Below are 20,589 nucleotides of genomic sequence, written 5' to 3'. Positions count from 1 at the left end.
CCTGATCACGGTGCCTGGACGTTCGCCGTCGACATCCCTCAGTGCGCTCCCGGGCGCCACACCGTCCGGCGCGGCGGCTTCCCCGACCGGGACACGGCCGCACAGGCCCTGCGGCGGCTGATCAAGACCGCGGACGCGGGTCTTCTGGCCGATCCGAACCAGACGGTCGCGGACTACCTGGCCGTTTGGCTGCAGGCCAAGGCCATGACCCTCAAGCCGACGACCACGGTCCGCTACCGCGCCTACATCGACACGATCTCGTCCCCGCGCTGGGGAAGATCAAGCTCGACGACCTCGGCTACAGGCATATCGCCGCCTTCGTCCGGGCCCAGCTCTCGCGTGGACGGGGTCCGGTCACCGTCCACCGCATCCTCGCCACGCTGTCGAGCGCGCTGGGCGAGGCCGTCCGTCACCACCGGCTTGACCACAACCCTGCACGGCCTACGATCATCCCCCGCCCAGCCGCCGCCGAACGCCACATCTGGACCATCGACGAGGCCGTCAGCTTCCTGCGGTACTGCAACGCCGCGGACCCGCTCATGGCCGACCTCGTCGAAGTCCTCATCGGGACCGGCATCCGCAAGGGAGAAGCGCTCGCGCTGCGCTGGGAGGACGTCCACCTGGACAACCGTGTCCTCTACATACACACCACGCTCTCCGCGATCGACAACAACCGCCTGATGATCACCACACCCAAGACCAGGAACAGCAGGAACTGGGTCGCCATCTCAAGCCGCGTCGCCGCCGCCCTCCGCCACCGCATGCAGGAGAGGTGCCCGTCTACCACCGACGGTCTCGAGGGCGACTTCGTCTTCCACCGGCCCGACGGCCGACCGATCCACCCGGAGTACGCCCTCAACCGGTTCCACCTGCTGAGCCGCGAAGCCGGCGTCTCCCGCACCACGCTCCACGACCTGCGGCACCTGGCCGCCACGATCTCCATCACCGCCGGCGTCCCCCTGACGGTGGTCTCCAAGACCCTGCGCCACTCGACTCTCTCCACCACGGCGAATATCTACAGCCACCTCACCACCCAGGCAGCCCGCGAAGCCGTCGACGTTATCGACAAAATCCTCACCCAGGCCGACCGGCCGACCACTCCCCCACGACCGATCCCAGCACCGCGACCGCCCTGCGACCACATCCCCCAGCTGCACAACCAGATGACCATCACCAGACAGCCCACCCACACCACGAACTACCCCAGAACCGTCCCAACAGCCGTGAGCACGTGCGACCACCCTGCGACCACAAGCCGCCGCAACATCAGAAAGGCCGCCCCCGCATCCTGCGAGAACGGCCTCCGACCTGCGAAAACGCTGGTCGGGACGGCGGGATTTGAACCCACGACCCCTTGACCCCCAGTCAAGTGCGCTACCAAACTGCGCCACGTCCCGGTGCTTGTCCGGCCCGGACTTTCGCCCGCGCCGACCGCGCAAGAGAACAATACCCCACCCCGCGGGGTGCCGGTGTACGGGTTGCCCGGGCAGGCCCGCCCCAGAGGTGTGCCGCAGGTCACTCACCGGCCGCGGGGCGGGACCGGCCCGGCGGCCCTGACCGGTCCCGGCCCGCCGCACCCACCACCGGCGCCGCCCCCACCCCGCAGGTCAGCCCACGCCCACCAACCAAAACCCACCCGCGAGCCCCACCCTCACCCTCACTCCCATCCCGCCCGAAATCGGCCACTCTGCCCGCCGATTACCCATCCTGCCAATGGAGTTGGACCGACCGGCCCAACTCCCGTGGTATTGACCCGCTACCGGATCTTCATGCGACGATCGATCCTCCGCGAGGTGATCCGGAACCGGATGACTCAAGACCCGGAGTTGACACAACTCCCGCAGCGCAGGAGGACAGTTGGCCGTCTTCGAACCCTCCCCGCTCTCCAGACGCCACTTCCTGCAGGCCACCGCCGGCACCGCCGCGGTGACCGGGCTGTCCGGGACGCTGCCGGCGGTGGCCGAGGCCGCGGAAGCGGGGGATGCCGGGGATGCCGGGCAAGCGCACCGGACCGTGCTGTCCTTCACCGGGGCCACCAATGGCGCAGCCACCCTCTCGCCCGCCGGTGACCGGCTGATCGCCGAGGTGCAGAACGTCCTGTGGTCCGTCCCCCGCAAGGGCGGCCAGGCGCGGGCCATCACCCCCGCGGATCTGGAGCCCACCCGCCCGGTGCACTCCCCCGACGGCCGCCTGCTGGCGGTCTGCGCCTACCGGGGCGGCGGGTTCCATATCTGGACGCTGCGGCCCGACGGCTCGGGGCTGCGGCAGCTGACCGACGGGCCCTGGGACGACCGGGGGCCCTCCTGGTCGCCGGACGGCACCCGGATCGCCTTCGCCTCCGAGCGCGGCGGCGACCCGGTGCAGGGCAGCCCGTACCGGGTGTGGGTGGTGGACGTACGCACCGGCGCGCTCACCCGGGTCACCGGGCTGCCCGGGCAGGACGGCCCCCAACAGGACGGCGCCTGGGAGGACTTCGACCCGGTGTGGTCCCCGGACGGGCAGCGGCTGCTGTTCGTCCGCGGGCATCTGGAGGGCGGCGCGCTGGTGGCGCGCACCATCGCCTCGGTGCCCGCGGACGGCAAGGGCCGGGTGCGCACCGAGCACTCCGACCCCGGCCAGGTCTCGGTGATGACGCCCGCCGTCTCGGCGGCCGGCCGGCTGGCCTGTCTGCGGACCACCCCCGCCCCCACCGCCTCCTGCACCCTGGTGGTGGACGGGGCCGTGGTGCCGGTGAAGGGGGATCTGGAGCCGGTTCCGCCGCGCTGGGTGTCGAGGGACGAGCTGCTGCTGACCGTGGACGGGCAGTTCACCGTCCTCCGGGTGGCGGCCGGGCGCGCGGACGTCAGCGCCACCGTGCCGTTCAAGGCCGCCCTGCCGCTGGACCGGCCGCGCTACCGGGTCAAGCGGTACGACCTGGCGGGCGAGGGTGTGCGCAAGGTGCGCTCGGTGCATCTGCCGGTGCTGTCGCCCGATGCCCGTCAGGTGGCCTTCGCCGCGCTCAACTCGCTGTGGGTGGCGGACACTTCGGGCGGCCGGGCACCGCGCCGGGTGGTCACGGCCGATGCCGCGCACTATCTGCTGGGCCCCTCCTGGACCCCCGATGGCAAGGCGCTGATCTGGGCCGACGACCGTGACGGCCTGCTGGCGGTACGCCGCCGTGAGCTGGCCTCCGGCCGGGAGAGCGTCCTGGCGGACGGCGGCCGGGTCAGCCCGGCGCTGTCACCGGACGGCAAGCGGCTGGCCTGCCTGGACATGAGCGGAAACCTGATCGTCCGCGAGCTGGACAGCGGCACCGAGCGGCTGCTGACCGCCCCCATGGGCGGCGGCGGCCTGCCCGGCAGGCCCAGCTGGTCGCCCGATGGCCGCTTTATCGCCTACTGCGACCGCAACCGCCTCAACCAGCGCTTCCGCGAGGGCTACAACCTGATCCGGGTGGTGGACGCCGCGAGCGGCGCCTTCCGGCTGCATGCGCTGGCCCCGCACGCCTCGGTCTCCGACCGCTTCGACTCCGGCCCGGTGTGGTCGCCGGACGGCCGCTCCATGGCGGTGATCAGCGAATCGGCGCTCTGGCTGCTTCCGGTACGGCCGGACGGCACCCCCGAGGGCGCCCCGCGCCGGCTGACCGAGGAGGCCGCCGACCATCCCTCCTGGTCCGCCGACTCCCGCCGGCTGCTGTATCTGTCGGCCGGGCGGCTGCGGCTGCTGACGGTGGCGGACGGCAGCACCCGCACCATCCCCGTCGCCCTGGACTACCGCCGCCCCACTCCGCCGGACACCGTGGTGCACGCCGGGCGGTTCTGGGACGGCACCGGCACCGCCGTCCGCGAGGACGTGGACATCCTGGTGCGGGGCGGACGGATCTCGGCCGTGGAACCGCACCGGGCCCGGCGCGGCGCGGCGCACACCGTGGACGCCTCCCGGCGCACCGTGATCCCGGGCCTGTGGGATGCCCACACCCATCCCTGGCAGAGCACCTACGGCGGGCGGCAGACCGCGCTGCAGCTGGCCTATGGCATCACCACCGCGGTGTCCCTGGGCGGTCCCGCCTATGAGCAGGCCCGGATCCGGGAGGCGGTGGCCGCCGGGGCGCTGGCCGGTCCGCGCCTGCTGACCTGCGGCGAGCTGCTGGACGGGGCCAGGGTGGCGTACAGCATGGGCCGCGCCCACCGCACCGAGGAGGGGCTGCGCCGCTCGCTGTCCCGGGCCGAGCCGCTGGACTGGGACTTCGTCAAGACCTATGTGCGGGCGCCCGGCTGGCTGATGGCGGAGGCGGCCCGGTTCGCCCACCAGCGGCTGGGGGTGCGCTCCGGCAGCCATCTCTGCTCGCCGGGCATCCAGCTGGGGCAGGACCTGACCACCCATCTCCAGGCCACCCAGCGGCTGGAGTTCGGGCATGCCACCAGCGCCACCGGTCACTCCTACCAGGATCTGACGGAGATCTACACCGGCGACGGCTTCCATATGATCGCCACCATCTTCACCTCCGTCCCGCTGCTGGGCGCCGACCCCGGGCTGGCCGAGGATCCCCGGGTGACCCGGCTGATGCCGCCCTGGGACCGGGACCTGGTGCGCAAGGCGGCCGGGACCCCGCCGACCGACGACCAACTGGCCACCCTGCGCACCGAGATCGAGGTCTACCGGCGGATCCTGTCCGGCGGCGGACTGGTGGCCCTGGGCACCGACGCCCCCTTGGTGCCGGTGGGGCTCTCGCTGCATATCGGCCTGCGGGCGCTGCACCGCTATGGGCTGTCGGCGGCCGAGGCGCTGCGTACGGCCACGCTGATCCCGGCCCGGGTCTTTGGCGCCGACCGGGATCTGGGCACCCTGGAGCCCGGCAAACTGGCGGATCTCACGGTGGTGGACGGGGATCCGTTCACCGACTTCGACTCGCTGCTGCGGACGGAGTCGGTGCTACGCGGCGGAGTGCCCTTCGCCCAGGGCGAGTTGGTGGGCGCCTACCAGGAGACGCCGCACGCCCGGCCCGCGCATGGCGAATGGCTGGACGTGGGGCGGCAGTTGCGGCGGGACTCCTGCTGCGAGCACGAACACGGCTGATTTCTCAGGCCGCCGGGACGGGCAGCGGCGGGGCCGGTACGGGCACCGGCTCCGCGCCCGAGCCCGGCGGGGCCCACCAGTAGTCCGGCTCCAGTCCTTCGGCCGGTTCAAAGGGCTGCCCGGGGCGCGGTACCGCACACCGCGTCCCGGCCTCCCGGGCGGCGGCCACGCTCAACTCGGCCGGGTCCGCCCAGGGATGGGGCGCCAGCACAAAGGTCCCCCAGTGGATGGGCATCATCAGCCCGCCACCCAGGTCCAGATGGGCCCGGATGCCCTCCTCCGGGGTCATATGAATGTCGGGCCAGAACTCCGAATACGCCCCGACCTGCACCATGGTGGCGTCGAACGGCCCGTACTGCGCCCCGATTCCGGCGAAGCCGGGGAAGTATCCGGTGTCCCCGCTGTGGAAGATCCGGTGCTCGGGACCGGCGACCACCCAGGAGGCCCACAGGGTGTGCTGGACATTGCGCAGCGCCCGGCCGCAGAAGTGCCGGGCCGGGGTGGCGGTGAGCGTCAACTCGCCTACGGTGGTGGACTCATGCCAGTCCAGCTCGGTGATCAGGGCCGGGCGTACGCCCCAGTGCTCCAGGTGTGCCCCCACGCCCAGCGGCACCACAAAGGCCGTGCCCAGGCGGGCCAGGGCGCGGACGGTCGGCATGTCCAAGTGGTCGTAGTGGTCATGCGAGATGATCACCGCGTCCACCCGTCCCACCTCGGCCAGCGGGACCGGCACCGGGTGCAGGCGCCGGGGACCGGCGAAGCCGAAGGGTGAGCAGCGCTCGGACCAGACCGGGTCGAAGAGCACCCGGTGGCCGTCGATCTCGGCGAGCACGCTGGAGTGTCCCATCCAGGTGAGCCGGAGCCCGGAGACGGCGGGAACGGCCAGATCGGCCACGGTGGTCGGGTGGACCGGGATGGGGTGGCCGGGGGTGCGCCGGGCGCGCTCCTCCTTGCGGAAGTAGGTGGGCAGATACTTCAGCATCGAGCCGGAGGGCTTCCGGGCGGCGGCCATCGGGTTGACGAACACCCCGTCCGCGAAGTTGGGCGACCGTCTGATCCGGGCCAGCCGCTCCCCGGCCGGATCGGCGCCGAACGCGGCCGGGCGCAGGGCGTCTAGCGGGGAGCTGAGCGAGCGGAAGCCGGACACGGCACCTCCAGGAGGCGAGAAGGCAGGTCCTCCCATTATCCGCCGCCGGCCGGCGCCCGCCGTTCCGGGCCCACCCCCGTCGCGGCCCGGACGGCCGGACCGGCGGCCGGCGGTGTCCCACTGTGCCGCCCGCCGCCGCTGTCCCGCATCCGGTTTTCGGGAGCCGCAGCTCAGGGCCCGGGCGCCAGTCCGCTGACCCGCAGGGTGATGTTCAGCCGCCCGGTGAGCCCCAGCCCGGCGGGTGCGGTGCCGGGGATGATCCGGGTCACCCCGTGATAGGCGAGCCGGGAGGGTCCCCCGAAGACGATCAGGTCGCCGCTGCGCAGTTCCAGATCCGTCCAAGGGCGGTGGCGTCCCTCGGTGTTGCCGAACCGGAAGATCCCGGAGTCTCCCAGGCTGAGCGAGACCACCGGGGCGTCCGACCGTTCGTCGCTGTCCCGGTGCAGTCCCATCCTGGCGTCGGCGTCATAGAAGTTGACCAGCGCGATGTCATACGCCTCCGCCCCCGCGGGCCGGCCGTACGCCCGGGCCACCGCATCCCGGGCCAGCCGGTCCAGCCGTGGCGGGAAGGGTTTGACGGGGGCGCCGTCACCGTCCACCACGGTGCGGGCATAGCCGTACGGATACCAGTGCCACCCGGGGCACTGCGGATTTTCCCGTACCGATTTCCCGCAGTTCGGGCAGCGGGGCACCACGGCCCAATGCCAGCCCAAGCAAACCTGCCGTACTGACATGGCGCCCCCGCCGGGCGTACGCACCGTCCGCAGCCCCGCCGGTGGCCGTGCCCACTCCCGACAGGCCGCGAGCAGTTCGCGCTGGGCGTCGAGATCGAGCCAGTCCGGAACGTGAACGGCGCCGGGGGCGATCTCCGCTCGGTCGCGCGGGAACAATCCGTCTTCCATCGCTCCCATGTTCGCAGCTGACCCCTACTGCTGGGAAACGTCGCCGGTGAGCGGCGTCGCACCAATCTGCGGTTGCGCAAACACCTGATTCCGGTGCACATGGGTTGTGATCTTCTGCAACCTTCAAGAGCGCCCACCCGATTGACGGGCGGCCTTCCTCTTTGGTTACCACCCTTGACCATATGGAAGGGCAGCAACCACCAGGCGCACGAGGGCGCGTCGACATGAGCGATGTGTTGCGATCTTCAGCCGCTTGACTACACCGCCGACGCCTCAGATCCACCTCTCCCCTGAAGCGGGTCCGGGCTCCACCCTTCCCAACTCAGTTACTATTTCAGTAAATTACTAAGTTATGGACTTCACAATTATCAGGCACGCCGTCGAGGTCGATCACGGCATCAAGCGCTTGTCTATGCGCTTCATCAAGAAGCACGCAGCACCGGAACGAGCCAGACTCAGCTCCGAGTTGTGCGCGAAGATTAGCGATGAGTTCGAACGAATCGGACTAACCACCCTTCCTCGCATATTACCGACATCAGAGAACGAGTTTGTTTGGATCATCCAGCGCGACAGTGTCCTTGGCGAAGTCGCAGCCGTCGCCGCCGCCCTGGCACATCTGGACAAGCTCGGGCTAAGCCCTCTCCCTCAGATCTTCGCCAACTACCCGCGAGCAAAGGGCGACTTGAGCTGAGCGTAGAAATGACGCGTTTGACTCCTGCGCGGTGCGTACAGCATCGGACGTATATACTGCGCCCAGGATGAGTGCAGGCCAGAAAGCGACCACACGTGGCTGTGGCTCATGTATACGGTGATGCCAAGCGAGCGCCGATATCACGCCAGCGGCGTCCCATCATCCTTGCCTCGGAGGCAATGGCACTGCCCAGGAGCCCTGGATGAGCAATACCGAAGAAATAACCCATCCGTGTGAGGATCCCCCCTTCATCGTCGGTGCCTCCAGACGGCTATAGGCTTGGGAAGATGTGCGCACCTGAACCGACACGTAGGGGAATCCCGAGAAGTCGATATAAGTGGATCTCCCCCTTAGATGGCCGATTACGCATCCCTGCGGCAAGGCCCACACCGTACTCAATGGGCTGGCCACGAGGACGATATGCCACGCACATAAAGGTCGCCAACTCCAAGATTGCGTGGGTGCCGTTACCGGTAAGCGAACAGCTCGCCGCAAGACTAGTTAAGCTCACAAAGCAGCTCATTGCCCGCATAGCCAAGCGGCACTCCCCAGCAGGCCAAACAAGGCGTTCTCAACTAGTTGTTTACATCGCTCGTCGGATGATCCTCGGCGGCTTGCCCTCCATGCATACCAGCCCGTGGCACCTGGTACCACCTCATGACGCACAGTTCGAACTTTGATCCCCTGCCTCGGAATCGCCTGCATTGACGGCTCTTCTCTACCCGGCAACCGAGGTCTGCTGTTTCTGGCACCCACAAAACCCGAGGTTTACACCGCTTACCAACACCGGTTCTACCCAAATGTGAGCTACAGGTCAACCCGACTTCCATCTGAATTATCCTGGGCAGACAGGGCGGTTTCGGTCAAAACCTTTGACGCAGTAATCCGTACAGCGAGTTCACGTAACTCGCAATCGCAGCAAACCACTCCGAACCACATTGGAGATCCATACCCATGACCACCGACACACCCGCAGTCCTTTCCATTGACGTCCCCTGGGGGGCGGACATGGTCCGGGTAACTAACATTTCGCCCCGCCTACCTTCCGACTCAACGGACAGCAATATCGCGGCGGTGACTGCGGCTGGTCGGGCCAATACAAGCACCTGGCTGCCGGACACTGCGTGGGGCATCTTGGCGCGCGCCACGACTAAACCCGAAGCACTGGCAGTTCAGCTCCGGCCGACATCGGATGAGCTCTCGGGTCTCCTGACCGTCGAAAACGTCGAGGGGGCGACGCTGCACTCCGTCGTCACCCGGGTCCTGCTGAGCGAACTGTTTCCCGGCCCCCAGCCTCGTACCAGTATGGAGGTCTCAGAGGTAGCCGACCCACAGGTGCACGGGATAACTCATGAGGGCCGTCCCAGTGCGATCTTGCAGTACCGCTATGAGAACCTCACTCACCTACGGAACCACGTGTGGCAGACCATCCACGCGACGCTCTCGCTCAACAACTATGCGGCCTCCATTCTCACACGCTCCGTCAGCCGCAACCTGATTACCCATCCTGCCGAGATTGCCTTCGAGGACGGTACGAAGCCGTTCCCCGTTCTCGTCGTTCGTGACGGCATTACCCGGCTCGCCAGCGCCTGGGCGGTACTGGCCGGGCATGGCGTCGAACCCTCGGAGGTGGCCGACCTGGCCACCGACGCACTACTCGGCAGCGCTTTTGCGGCAGGGACGACTGCCGGTCCTGATCTCGGCCAGCAGCTGGCTGCCAGCCGGGCGCGGTGGTGGCAGGGACTACGGAAGGAGTTCGATGACGAGATGAAGGGAGCGACGCCAGGCCTTCGGGCTGCTCAGATCGCCCAGTCCTACGTCGTTCCGGCACAGATCGCCGTCGGGGTTGATGGACACGACGGCCAGGTGCTGTCTCCCGAGGACATCTTCGACGACGCCATCCGTTCCGTACTGGCCTCAGTACACGTCGAGTTCAAGCAGTGGGACGCCGCAGCTCAGAACGTCGAGGTCATCACCCGAGCCCTGAAGCGAATCATCCAGCAGGGCGACCCACGCTGGAACACGGCCGATCTCCAGGCGGTTTATGGCCTTGCCGTCGGACGCATTCCCGTGGCCAAGCTTCCGCAGGTATTCGGACGCGATTCGGCCCCTACCGGAACGGCCCTGTGGCGTGCCGTCTACTTGGTTAGCGCCCTAACGCAGCCGGATCTCCTGGAACTTCTCAAGGACCAAGCCAAGGCCATCAAGGGCGGCCAGCGGATGAGTATGAAGGGATTCGGCGAGTTGCTCGGGCCGATCATCGATCTGCCTTGGCGGGCGAAGAAGAAACTCGTCACCAAGCAGGCACGCAACGCGTGGAACAACGGTGGCGTGCTGTCGAACGACGTCACCCAGGGCTGGACTCCACGCCCCACCGACGACTTCACCAAGCTGATCGCACCGGCGATGAACGGCGACGACGACGCACGCCGTACCCTGGCTGTGGCCGGCGGTGTCGCACTGATCGCCGACAAGCTCCTGACCAGGAACGTCGGCTCGTCGCTGGGCGCCAAAAGAGAGAAGGGCGGCGTCCCCTTCCGCTCGGACGTGAACAAGGTCATCGAAGGGCTCTCATCGCCAGCGAACGAACTCGGTCTGTGGACCCTCGCGTTGGCAGCCAACACGTTCCGCAGCGACGATTTGCCGCAGAATTCCGTGCCGAAGCAGAGCCTCACCGGCAAGGAATCAGCCGCTTCCGCAGAGCCGCCCTACGTGTACTTCAAGGTCGATCTCGACGCCCCAGACCGCATCGCCCGTGACGCCGACGGTGTGCCAGTGCGGCTGTACGAGTGGGATGTCGTCGCGGCCTCAGACCCGAACCGCGCGGCGAAGGCCGTGCCACTCTCGGCGGTCATCCGTACAGTCCCAGGGCCGGCCGCGCCCTCGTCGAACGGTGAGACGGCGACAGCAGACGGCGGCGCCTCCACCAGCGCCTCTCCCGGCGAGACGCCCGTCACCATGAACCCAGTGACGACACTGTTCCAGTACGGCGCTGATCAGTGGGCTGAGGGTGCTCTGCCCGTTGTCCCAGTGACGGCTCCCCAGAGCGAAGACACTCCGGTGCCTCCCAGCCAGCGCGCCGCCGCCCACCGTAAGGCCCTCTACCTCGGGGTGCAAGGCGCCCGGGACGCCCTCGACCATCTGCACACCCTGGAGCCGGAAGTCGGGGGCCATACCCCGATCGTCCCGGTGGACCAGCTAGATGAATTGCACAAACTGCTGGTCGGCATTCTGACCGACGTAGAGAACTTCCGACGCAGGACCATGGAGATCTATGTGTCGGAGGAAGGTGATCCGGAATCCGAGGAGTCTCAGGAGACGATCCTGGACTGATCGATCCCGGCCTCGATGTTTTATGGCGGCCCGCCGGTTTCCTTTGCGGGCCGTTACGACCTCGGTACTGGTCGTGTGGTTCTGATGGCCCAGCCATCGCGGCGGGTAGACGCCGGGTTCTACGGCTCCGAGACAGGCACGGCTCGTCGGGACAGGCCAGGCCGGTGGGTCAGCATCATGCGGTTACACAGTACCACCCCAGGCACACCTGCCGCACCGACATGGCGCCCCCGCCGGGCATCCGCACCGTCCGCAGGCCGGCCGGCGGCCGCGCCCACTCCCGGCAGGCGGTGAGCAGCTCGCGCTGGGCGCCGAGGTCGAGCCAGTCCGGCACATGGACGGCACCGGGTGCGATCTCCGCCTCCTGCCGGGGGAACAGCCCTTCATTCATCCGTTCCATTATGTTCGGGAGGAGAGCCGCAGGCCGAATATGATCAACTCCGTGAGCGATTCCACCGACTCCCGGCTCCCCGCAACCGGCATCCGCATCGGTCATCAAGAGCGTGAGCAGGCCACGGAGGCCCTGACCGAACACAGCAGAGCCGGCCGGCTGACCATCGACGAATACGGCGAACGGCTCGCGGCCGTCCAGTCCGCGGTGACCCGGGACGAGGTGCTGGCCGTCTTCGGTGACCTGCCGGAGCCCCGGCCGTTCGGGCAGCCGTCGAGCGGGAGTGAGGTTGCGGTACCGGAGGGTACGGCCCCGACCACCGGGGAGCGGTTGCGCCGGGCCGTCCTCCCGCTGGGCGGGGCGGCCGCCGTGGGCCTGACCGCCGCCACCGGCGACTGGCTCTTTATGCTGTGCGTTCCGCCGGTGGCCTATGCGGTCAAGTCCGCGCTGCGCAACCGGAATCGGTGAACGGGTGCCGGGCCGGCCCGGCCCGGCACCCCTCCGCACAGCCCGCCTACGCCTTGCGCAGGCGGTCGATGATCCCATCCAGATCGTTCTGGAACAGATCCGGCCGGACGAAGTGCCCGCCCGGCACCTCATGCCATTCAAAGGGGATCCCGGCCCGGTCCAGCAGGCCGCGGAACTCGCGCTGGGTCTGCAGCACACCGACCTCGTTCATGGTGTCGAACCAGTTGATCGGCTCGGGACTGGTCCCCGCGACCATAAAGAGCCGCTTGTTGCGGTAACTGTCCAGCCGCTGGCAGGGGTTGTCCATATTGACGCGGTTCTCATCCCAGGGCACGCCATAGACCGTCCCGCCCCCCAGCTCGATGGCCGCGGAGGAGGCATTGGCCCAGTGGACCACCGCGCCGGGGATTCCGGCGACCGTGCCGCGCAGGCTGGCCGGGCCGGAGTGGGCGCTCACCGAGGCGAAGTGGCCGTAGTACTTGGCCGCGTACTTCAGCGCGCCGAAGCCGCCCATGGAGAACCCGGAGACGGCACGGCCGTCGTACTCGGCGAAGGTCCGGAAGTTGGCGTCGATCCAGGGGATCAGCTGGTTGATATGGAAGCTCTCCCAGTTTCGGGGGCCGACGTTGGAGGTGACGGGGTTGGAGTACCAGCCCGCGTGCCCGCCGTCCGGCATCACCACAATGATCGGCTTGCCGGCGGTCCAGTCCCGGATGCCCAGCCGGTCGAAGGTGATGAAGTCCTGGTCGGTGCCGCCGCCGTGGAAGAGATAGAGCACCGGATAGGTGCGCCCGCTGGTGTGGTAGTCGTCGGGCAGCAGCACATTGACGGCCGGGTTCCAGCCGATCTCGGGCGTGCTGAACCGGTAGTACCACATACGGGGATCGCTCTCGCCGCGTTCCACGATGCGCAGCCCGAAGCCGTCGTCGGCGGCGCTCGCCGAGGACGCCGAGCCCAGCACACCTCCGGCGCCCAGGGCCATCGCCGCGGAGAGTCCGCCGGCGGCCTTCAGCATGCTCCTGCGGCTGGGACGGTTCTCGCTCAACACACATCCTCCTGATGCGAGTTCAGTTCTTGGTGATCCAGGTGCCCTTGGCGGCGGTCCAGTGGATGGTGACGTTCTGGAAGCGCTGGGCCTTGCTGCCGCCGGGCTCGTCGGTCTCGTCGGTGAGCGGGTAGCCCAGTGCCTTCTCGCGGCCCGCGCCCTGGAACGCGTCATAGACCGCGCCCTGCAGGGGATGGGCGCCGGTCTGCGGCGACCACAGGAACAGCCCCCGCTCGAAGACCTGGTAGCGGCCCTTGGTGCCATCCGGTGCCGCCGCCGCGCCGGCCTCGTCCATGGTCGGGAAGCCCCAGTGCCGTTCGGCGTCGGTGGCCCAGAACTTGGCCAGGATGTCGCCGTAGACGGCGAAGGCCGTATCCGGGTGCCAGATGATGATCCCGTTCTGGAAGAGCTGGAAGCGGCCGCCCAGCGAGGAGTCCTCCTCGGCCCGGACCGGCGGGCCCAGTACCCCACCGCGGCCGCCCAGGCTGTCGTACTTGGCGCCGATGGTGCCGTAGGGCTGCCGGGCCTCCTCCCGCTGCTCCCGGGCGGTGCCCTCCACCTGGTCGTACTTCAGGGGGTAGGCGGAGCGCTGGACGGCCTGGGCGAGCTGTCCCGCGGTGCTGCCCTCCATCCCCGGCTCCATCTGCTGGGCGACCTCGAAGAACTTATTGGCCGCGTAGTCCACGTCGAGGATCTGCTCGCGGGTTCCCCAGCCCTGGGAGGGCCGTTGCTGGAAGACGCCGAGGGAGTCGCGGTCGCCGCAGTCCAGGTTGTTCATCCGGGATTCGATCCAGCCGGTCTCGAAGCCGGCCGGCATCACCTTGTCGGAGACATTGCGGCGCTGGCCGACCTCATAGACCTTGCGGGTCACCGCGATGTCCCGGTCCGGGGGGGATGTAGCAGTCCGCGGTGGCCTTGGCCGTGGCCGGTGCCTTGTGGCCCAGGGGGCCGGGTATCCGGCCGGCGGGCTGCGCCCAGGCGGGCTGGGCCAGGGCGGACACGGCCGCCATGGCCAGCAGGGTCATCGTTCTCAGTCTTCCGCATCTTCCGCGTCGTGCGGCTGGGCCAGGCACGCCACCGCTCCTTCATCCGGGAATGACGTTGGACGGCCCGAAAAGTAGCCGCGCGGGCGGCGGCCGGGACATCCGGAACGTTCCGGGGCGGTGGCGGGCGGCCCGTCTCACCTCAGGGGCGTGGGGCGGGGGCACTCGGGGACCGCGGGACGGTCCTGGGTACGGACGGCCGGCAGCCAGGCCGTGGTCCGCCTGGAACCCTCCGGCAGCCGGACCCGGAACCACTGCGCGGACTCGGTGCCGGCCTCGTCGATGATGGGAATGCCCTTGGGCAGCCGGCAGTCCACGGGCAGGACATCGCCGTGCCAGACCCGGGTGGGCACCACATTGTCGATGGTGTAGGGCTGCAGGGGGTCGATGGCCAGGCCCAGACTGCACTGCGGACTGCGGTCGTTGCGCTGCCGGCAGCTCTGCTCGATGTTGAACACCCGGATGCTGCCCGCCGACTGGGAGGCGCTGCCGGTGGAGCCCACTGCGGCCGGGTGGTCATGTGCGTTGCCGGGCAGGGCGTACGACCAGATGGCGGCGGCCGCCCCGCAGCCCGCGGCGGCCAGCACCGTGGAACGAACCAGCCATCTCCGGCGGCGGATTGCGGCACCGGCCGCCGACGCGGTGCCGTCCGGCCGGCCGTTGATACGGGCCAGCAGGCTCTCGGCGGTGTGGGCGCCGCGCTCGGCATGGGTGGGGGCCAGGCAGTCTGCGGCCAGCTCACGCCAGAACGGGGGGAGTTCGCCGGACAGGCGCAGCGGGGCGCGCCCCTCGGCGTACTCCTGGACGGCGGCGCCTCGGGCGGCCGGGGTGGCGCCGGGGAAGGGGGCGGCGCCATGGGCGAAGGCTTCATGAATCATGATGCCCAGGGCCCAGATGTCGGCGCTGGGCCGGACCTTTACGCCGTGTTCGCCCAGCGGGGCCTTCCAGCGCTCGGGCGGCAGATAGTCCAGGGTGCCCATCGGGGGTGCATAGCCGTGGGTGCCATGGGTGCCGGTGAGTTCGGTGGCCAGCCCGAAGTCGGAGAGCCTGACCGAACCATCGGCCATGACCAGGACGTTGTCCGGTTTGAGGTCCCCGTGCACCCACCCGCTGCGGTGCAGATGAGCCAGCCCCTCGCAGATTCCGGTGAACAGCCCGGCGGCCTCGTCCTCACTCACCCCGGCGGCCAGCAGCGTCCGCAGACTGTCCGCGGCCCGTTCCATCACCAGCACAATGGCGCCGTCCAGCAAGGGGTATCGGGGGTCGCTGAGCACCAGCGACTCCAGCAGGCGGATCAGCCTGGGGTGGCCGGTGCGGCGGCCGAGTTCCACCTCCCGGCGCGCGGTGTCCGCCACCTTGCGGGCCTGGCTGGGGCCGAGCCCGGCGGTCGGCAGGATCTTGAGCGCGACCTCTTCCCCTTCTCCGGCGTCTGTTCCGTCAACCGGGCGCCCGGCGTAGACCGTTGCCCAGCCGCCGGAGCCGATCTGGCCGGTGACCTCCCAGCGGCCCAGGCGGTAGCCGGGCGGGAGCACATCGGTACGGTCGTCATCCGAGGTGTCGGCCGGTATGGACACCATGGCCTCCTCCGGTCCGGGGCGGCAGCAGGGTGAGGTGTTCCTCCCTGACGAGCCCGAAGCGCAGGGCGAGTCCGACGATCGATTCCCGCTTGCCGTTGCGCCGGCCGCCCCGGGCGGGCCCGTACTCGTCCGGGGCGCTGATCCGCATCTTCTCCTCGGCGAGGTAGTCGATATGCGAGCTGACCGCGCGGGCGGTCAGCCGGGCGCAGGCGGGGTGGGCCCGCAGCCGCTCGACAATCTGCGGGGTGGTCGGCACCGCCAGCGGTGACTCGTCACGCAGCCTGGGTTCGCAGAGCGCGACCAGCACCAGGAAGTAAATGGCCGTCTCGTCCAGGGAGTAGGCCGTCACGGTGCGGGTCCCGCGATGGCCGCCCACCGCGTCCGGATCCATATAGAGGTGGTCGGGCGCGAACACCTGGAAGGCCACCGTGGTGTCCCGGCGGGTGGGCAGCACCACACGGGAGAACTCGAAGGGGATGGGCGCTCCGGCCCGCCGGGGCGGCACCCTGAGGTACTCCCCCGCACCTTCCGGGTTCTCCACCAGATAGCTCTGTGTCGTACTGTGGTTGCTCAGCTGCCAGTGGTCCTCGGTCACCCGGATCTCCCCCGCCAGCCGGGAGATGGCCGCGTCAATCAGCCGGAGTTCCACCGGGGTTGTCGCGGAGCCGCGCCCGAACCGGGCCGTCTCCCCCGCGCCGAGCCGCAGGGTCACCCCGCCGTCGGGCTCCTCCCCGTGGTCGCCGACTCCCGGCGGCAGATAGATCACTACCCCGCTCACTGCCCCCTCCTCGCCCGGCGTGACCGGTCGTCACCCAAACGAACATTAGGACATCCGGCGCGGAAATTCACTTCCGGGATCGGGGGTTTGCGCCATGCGCCCGTGCGTGCTCGGAGGGGGTACGGGCGGGGTGAGAAAGCTCCTGGCTGCTGCCGGTCCCCTCCCACAGCCTGCAACCACCCTATGCGCAACACTGGTTCCGCTCCGTACCCGATTCGCAGAAAAGCAAGGTGCGGGTGGATCCCGGCCGTTGTATCGCCCTGGTCGGCGCCAACGGCTCGGGAAAGTCAACCCTGCTGCGGGCGCCGGCCGGACGGCAGACGGCCGACGAGGGCAGGGGGCTCTTCGACGGCGCACCGGTGCGTGAGCAGGATCCCGGATTCCGCCGCGATGTGGCCGTGGCCATGGACGGCGGGGAGCGCTTCCCCGATCTGACGGTGGCCGAGCACATCCGGATGGTCGCCGCCGCCCATGGTCTGGGCCGCCGGGCGGCCGGGGCCGCCGCCACCGTGCTCAACCATCTGGAGCTGGCTGCCCGTCATGGCGCCTTTCCCGACACCCTCTCCGCGGGGCAGCGCCAGGCCCTGCTGCTGAGCGCCGCCCTGGTGCGCCCGGCCCGCCTGCTGTTGCTGGACGAGCCGGAGCAGCGCCTGGACGCCCGCGCCAGGGAGCGGCTGGCCGAGGTGCTGCGGGAGACCAAACGGGCGGGCACCGGCATCGTCCTGGTCTCCCATGAACGGGCGCTGGTGGAGACGGTCGCCGACCAGGTGATGCTGCTGGCCTCGGGCCGCTGTGCGGCCCAGGGCGGGCCTGCGGCCGTGCTGGGTGAGGAGGCGGCGCCGTGGCGGTAATGCACGGCAATTCGGCCCGGATCGGCCGGAGTTCGCGGTTCGCCGCGCCGGGGCCGCCGGAGGCGGGCCTGGAGCTGACCGCCGCCGGCGCCGAGGCGCTGAGCGAGGCGCGCCGCGCCCGGCGCGACCGCTCCGGGCGCCCCCGGCTGTCCGGGCTGTGGCAGTCGCTGCTCACCCTGGTCGCCGTGCTGGTCGTGGCGGCCGGTGTGCTGCGCATCGCGCCGGCGGCGGGGCGGGCCGTGGGCGCCCCGGCCGCGTCCGGCACCGTGCCGGCCCTGACCGCGGGCACCGGGGCGGCACTGCTGGGGTACGCCGCCGGGCTGCTGGGGTCCCTGCCGGCGGCGGAGCTCGCCACCCGGGCCCGGCACGGCTCGCGGGCCGGGCAGGGCGCGGCGCTGTTGGGCATACGTGGAATCGCCCTGGTGGCACAGACGGTGGCCCGGGCCGGACGGGGCCGGGCACGCTTCTCGCCGGGCGTTCCGGCGGGCGGTGCCTGGCTGGTGCTGCCATGGCGGGACGCGGTGGCGCTGCTGCACCGGCCGGCTCGTACGGCGGCGGCCGTGGTGTGGCCGGCGGCCGGTGTGCTGCTGCTGCATCTGATGCGGCAGTGGGGGAACTCCCCGCACCATGCGGCGGTGAGCGCTCCACAGGCGGCGCTGTTCGGCTGGGTCCTGGTGATGCCCCTGTATCTGGCGGCCTCGGCACTGAGCGAGGGTGCCCGGCAGGACACCGACAACCTCACCCGCACCCGGCTGCTGCCCTTCGCCCCGCGGACGGTGCCCCTGAGCCACTTCGCGGTACCCACCGCCGTGCTCTGTGTGCTGGGGCCGGCCGTCGCCTGGGCCACTGCCCGGCTGGCCGGACTGCCGGGCGCCGACTGGCAGTTGTGGGCGCTGGTCTCCACGGTGGGGGCGCCCGCCGCGGTGGGGGCCGCGCTGATGACGGCCTACCGCGGCGGGATGCGTTACGACCTGCTGTATGGCTCGCTGGACTGGTACGCGGTGCTGCCCTTCCTCATCTGGTACACGGCTCCCACCCTGCTGTGCACCATCGTGGCCGGGCCGCTGCTGTGGCAGAGCGTGGTCTCGCCGCAGGCGTCGCTGACCCCGGCGGTGGTCCAGCCGGCAGTGGCCGCCGCCCTGGCGCTGGGCCTGAGCGTCCGGCGGGTGGGCGCGCAGGCCCGTTCGCTGACGCGGTAGGGGGCGGCCCGCATTTACTCCTTGACCCCCACCCCCGCGTAGAAGGCCACCCTGGCCAGCTCCTCCGTCGTGGGCGGCTCTCCCTCCGGCCGCCACAACGGCGCCTGGACCACGCCCGGTTCGAGCAGCTCGTACCCGTCGAAGAAGGGGACGAACTCGGCGAAGCTGCGCACCCTCAGCTGGGCGGTGGCGTTCTTGTAGAAGTCGGCCGCATCGCCCTCGATGTGCTGGTGGAAGTCGCCCGTACCATGGGTGAGCACCAGACAGCTGCCGGCCGGCAGGGCCTGGCCGAGGGTGGCCAGGATGCCGGCCGGGTCCTCCTCGTCCTTGATGAAGTGCAGTACGGCCACCAGCAGCAGGGCCACCGGCTGATCGAAGTCGATCAGCTCCCGCACCACCGGGTGGGCCAGGATCGCCTCCGGCTCGCGGACATCGGCCAGCACAAAGCCGGTGCCGGGGGTGTTGGTGAGCTTGGCGCCCGCGTGGGTGGCCACGATGGGGTCGTTGTCGATATAGACCACCCTGGCGTCCGGCGCCGACTCCCTTGCCACCTCATGGGTGTTGGGCGAGGTGGGGATGCCGGTGCCGATGTCGATGATCTGCCGCACTCCGCGCCGTACCACCTCGCGGACCGCGCGGTGCATAAAGGCCCGGTTGGCACGGGCACTGGGGCGGGCGTCGGGGACGAGCCGGATGACGCTCTCCGCCGCCTGGCGGTCCACCTCGTAATTGTCCCGGCCGCCCAGATAGTAGTCGTACATCCGGGCCGGGTGCGGTCTGCTGGTGTCTATCTCCTGCGCCGTGAATCCCCGGCCGGTCAAGTCCTCTTGGTTCACTCGGCTTTCCCCCTGCGTTGTCACGGCCGTTGTTCAGTCGGCCACACCGGAACCGGCGAGCAGGAAGTCGGCCTGCCCTTCCTTGGCCCCGCGGATAAAGGTTTCCATCTCGTGACGCGTGTAGATCAGTGCCGGACCCTCCGGATCGGTTGACTGGCGCAGCGCCACCCGCCCGTCCATGAGCCGCATGGCCTCGACGCAGCTGCCCCCGTTGCCGCCGCTCCACGGCTTGTGCCAGCCCTCCGTGCCCAGGTCGGCGGCGGGCATGCCGTTGTATATATGGTCCAGATCCATAGGTTCAGATCTCCTTACGAATGCCACCCAGGAATGCCTTGGTGGTGTGTGCCGGCGCGGCCTGCGCGCACATCCGGTCCAGCGCTTCGAGAAAGGCCGAGACATCCTCGCGCTGGTCGAAGTACGAGGCGCCGATGAGGTTTTCGGCGTAGGCGATGTCCGGGAGTTCGTCGATGGGGAACCGGAAGATATGGAACGGTCCGTACATGGCCGGATGCGGACCGGAGGCAAAGGGCATGATCTGGAGCCGCACCTGGGGCAGTTCGGTGGCCTCGATGAGCCGGGAGATCTGGGCGCGCATCACTTCCGGGCCGCCGATGGGCCGGCGCAGTACGGTCTCGTCCATCACCACCCACAGCAGCGGGGCGTTGTCCCGGGTGAGCAGGTGCTGGCGTTCCCGGCGGACGGCCACCCCGCGTTCGATCTCCTCCCGCGGGGCGTGCGGCTGGCCGGCGCGCAGTACGGCGCGGGCGTAGTCCTCGGTCTGCAACAGGCCGGGGACATAGTGCGGTTCATAGGCGCGGATGACGTTGGCCTCGCCCTCCAGGCTGACAAAGGCGCTGAACCATTCGGGCAGGACGTCGCGGAAGCGGTGCCACCAGCCGGGCCGGTTGGCCTCCCGGGCGAGGGCCAGGAATCCCTCGACCTCCGTCTGGTTGTGCACGCCATAGAGGTGGAGGAGTTTTTCGACGTAGGGGATTTTCAGGCCGACTTCGGCCTTTTCCATCCGGCGCACCGTGGCATGGGTGACATCGAGCGCCCGGCCGGCGTCCTGGAAGGAGAGCCCGGCCTTCTCCCTGAGGTCCTGGAGCCGCTTGCCGAGTACGACGCGCAGCACGGTCGGAGCCCCGGTGGGCCGTGCGTCCCCCATTGTCCACCCCCTCCAACTCCCGTCATATGCCAGCAGTGTGCCATGCAGACTGTAGGGCGGACAGAGTGTCCGGTCGATTCTGCAATTTGCAGACTGAAGCTTGCCACA

The 20,589-nt window shown here is 69.6% G+C and carries 17 protein-coding genes, 1 tRNA gene and 1 pseudogene; 7 read left to right on the top strand and 12 right to left on the bottom strand.

All coding sequences use genetic code 11. The features are described 5' to 3' along the window. Positions 1 to 185: 185 nt before the first annotated feature. Positions 186 to 1,358: a tyrosine-type recombinase/integrase gene (locus CV755_RS10455; RefSeq protein ID WP_161968652.1), complete on the top strand. Its 1,173-nt coding sequence runs from the start codon at positions 186 to 188 to the stop codon at positions 1,356 to 1,358. Here the strand turns inward: CV755_RS10455 and CV755_RS10450 are convergent. Then, positions 1,321 to 1,397, bottom strand: a tRNA-Pro gene (locus tag CV755_RS10450). The two genes, CV755_RS10455 and CV755_RS10450, sit on opposite strands and share 38 nt — an antisense overlap. Before the next feature lie 460 nt (positions 1,398 to 1,857). Between CV755_RS10450 and CV755_RS10445 the strand changes: the two genes are divergently transcribed. Further along, positions 1,858 to 5,055 carry an amidohydrolase family protein gene (locus CV755_RS10445; protein ID WP_109279894.1) on the top strand — a complete coding sequence of 1,066 codons (3,198 nt, stop codon included), beginning with the start codon at positions 1,858 to 1,860 and terminating at the stop codon, positions 5,053 to 5,055. Positions 5,056 to 5,059: 4 nt separating this feature from the next. Here the strand turns inward: CV755_RS10445 and CV755_RS10440 are convergent, their stop codons facing one another. Together CV755_RS10440 and CV755_RS10435 are read right to left on the bottom strand one after the other, a co-directional pair. After that, on the bottom strand, positions 5,060 to 6,202 hold the full coding sequence (locus CV755_RS10440; protein ID WP_241561100.1) for an MBL fold metallo-hydrolase: 1,143 nt from the start codon (positions 6,200 to 6,202) through the stop codon (positions 5,060 to 5,062). Between the two features lie 170 nt (positions 6,203 to 6,372). Next, on the bottom strand, positions 6,373 to 7,104 hold the full coding sequence (locus tag CV755_RS10435; RefSeq protein WP_109279892.1) for an alpha-ketoglutarate-dependent dioxygenase AlkB family protein: 732 nt from the start codon (positions 7,102 to 7,104) through the stop codon (positions 6,373 to 6,375). A gap of 352 nt (positions 7,105 to 7,456) precedes the next feature. Between CV755_RS10435 and CV755_RS10430 the strand changes: the two genes are divergently transcribed. Further along, on the top strand, positions 7,457 to 7,795 hold the full coding sequence (locus CV755_RS10430) for a hypothetical protein (RefSeq protein ID WP_109279891.1): 339 nt from the start codon (positions 7,457 to 7,459) through the stop codon (positions 7,793 to 7,795). 954 nt (positions 7,796 to 8,749) lie between these two features. Then, on the top strand, positions 8,750 to 11,128 hold the full coding sequence (locus tag CV755_RS10425; RefSeq protein ID WP_109279890.1) for a hypothetical protein: 2,379 nt from the start codon (positions 8,750 to 8,752) through the stop codon (positions 11,126 to 11,128). Between the two features lie 190 nt (positions 11,129 to 11,318). On the opposite strand, the pseudogene CV755_RS10420 reads toward CV755_RS10425, so the two are convergent. Then, positions 11,319 to 11,519: pseudogene (locus CV755_RS10420) on the bottom strand (alpha-ketoglutarate-dependent dioxygenase AlkB); the annotation flags it as partial. 51 nt (positions 11,520 to 11,570) lie between these two features. Here CV755_RS10420 and CV755_RS10415 point away from each other — a divergent pair. After that, positions 11,571 to 11,987, top strand: coding sequence for a DUF1707 SHOCT-like domain-containing protein (locus CV755_RS10415; protein WP_206608409.1), 417 nt, complete (start codon positions 11,571 to 11,573; stop codon positions 11,985 to 11,987). Positions 11,988 to 12,033: 46 nt separating this feature from the next. On the opposite strand, the gene CV755_RS10410 is transcribed toward CV755_RS10415, so the two are convergent. The 5 genes from CV755_RS10410 to CV755_RS10395 form a co-directional block, all read right to left on the bottom strand. Next, positions 12,034 to 13,032, bottom strand: coding sequence for an alpha/beta hydrolase-fold protein (locus CV755_RS10410; RefSeq protein WP_193553390.1), 999 nt, complete (start codon positions 13,030 to 13,032; stop codon positions 12,034 to 12,036). Between the two features lie 22 nt (positions 13,033 to 13,054). Next, positions 13,055 to 13,903: an LGFP repeat-containing protein gene (locus CV755_RS10405; protein WP_241561099.1), complete on the bottom strand. Its 849-nt coding sequence runs from the start codon at positions 13,901 to 13,903 to the stop codon at positions 13,055 to 13,057. Continuing rightward, positions 13,884 to 14,057 (bottom strand): hypothetical protein, encoded by a 174-nt coding sequence (locus CV755_RS35565; RefSeq protein ID WP_206608408.1) that lies wholly within the window; start codon positions 14,055 to 14,057, stop codon positions 13,884 to 13,886. The genes CV755_RS10405 and CV755_RS35565 overlap by 20 nt, the downstream gene beginning before the upstream one ends. Before the next feature lie 155 nt (positions 14,058 to 14,212). Beyond that, positions 14,213 to 15,652, bottom strand: a complete 1,440-nt coding sequence (locus CV755_RS10400; protein ID WP_109279887.1) for a serine/threonine-protein kinase — start codon at positions 15,650 to 15,652, stop codon at positions 14,213 to 14,215. Next, positions 15,621 to 16,430 carry a serine/threonine protein kinase gene (locus CV755_RS10395; protein ID WP_193553389.1) on the bottom strand — a complete coding sequence of 270 codons (810 nt, stop codon included), beginning with the start codon at positions 16,428 to 16,430 and terminating at the stop codon, positions 15,621 to 15,623. Before CV755_RS10395 ends, CV755_RS10400 begins: the two co-directional genes overlap by 32 nt. Positions 16,431 to 16,666: 236 nt before the next feature. Here CV755_RS10395 and CV755_RS10390 point away from each other — a divergent pair, with 236 nt between their 5' ends. Continuing rightward, positions 16,667 to 17,281 (top strand): ATP-binding cassette domain-containing protein, encoded by a 615-nt coding sequence (locus CV755_RS10390; RefSeq protein WP_161968651.1) that lies wholly within the window; start codon positions 16,667 to 16,669, stop codon positions 17,279 to 17,281. Next, positions 17,272 to 18,480 (top strand): hypothetical protein, encoded by a 1,209-nt coding sequence (locus CV755_RS10385; RefSeq protein WP_153068636.1) that lies wholly within the window; start codon positions 17,272 to 17,274, stop codon positions 18,478 to 18,480. Before CV755_RS10390 ends, CV755_RS10385 begins: the two co-directional genes overlap by 10 nt. Before the next feature lie 14 nt (positions 18,481 to 18,494). Here CV755_RS10385 and CV755_RS10380 read toward each other — a convergent pair whose 3' ends face one another. From CV755_RS10380 to CV755_RS10370, 3 genes are all read right to left on the bottom strand, one after another. Beyond that, positions 18,495 to 19,241 carry an SAM-dependent methyltransferase gene (locus tag CV755_RS10380; protein ID WP_241561109.1) on the bottom strand — a complete coding sequence of 249 codons (747 nt, stop codon included), beginning with the start codon at positions 19,239 to 19,241 and terminating at the stop codon, positions 18,495 to 18,497. 108 nt (positions 19,242 to 19,349) lie between these two features. Beyond that, on the bottom strand, positions 19,350 to 19,610 hold the full coding sequence (locus CV755_RS10375) for a DUF397 domain-containing protein (RefSeq protein WP_109279884.1): 261 nt from the start codon (positions 19,608 to 19,610) through the stop codon (positions 19,350 to 19,352). 4 nt (positions 19,611 to 19,614) lie between these two features. After that, on the bottom strand, positions 19,615 to 20,481 hold the full coding sequence (locus CV755_RS10370; protein ID WP_109279883.1) for a helix-turn-helix domain-containing protein: 867 nt from the start codon (positions 20,479 to 20,481) through the stop codon (positions 19,615 to 19,617). Between the last annotated feature and the right edge of the window lie 108 nt (positions 20,482 to 20,589).

This window comes from Streptomyces orinoci (assembly GCF_003121295.1).
Classification (GTDB): Bacteria; Actinomycetota; Actinomycetes; order Streptomycetales; family Streptomycetaceae; genus Streptomyces; species Streptomyces orinoci.
Note: the sequence above shows the minus strand (reverse complement) of the source record. Positions and strands in the feature narration are given on the sequence as shown.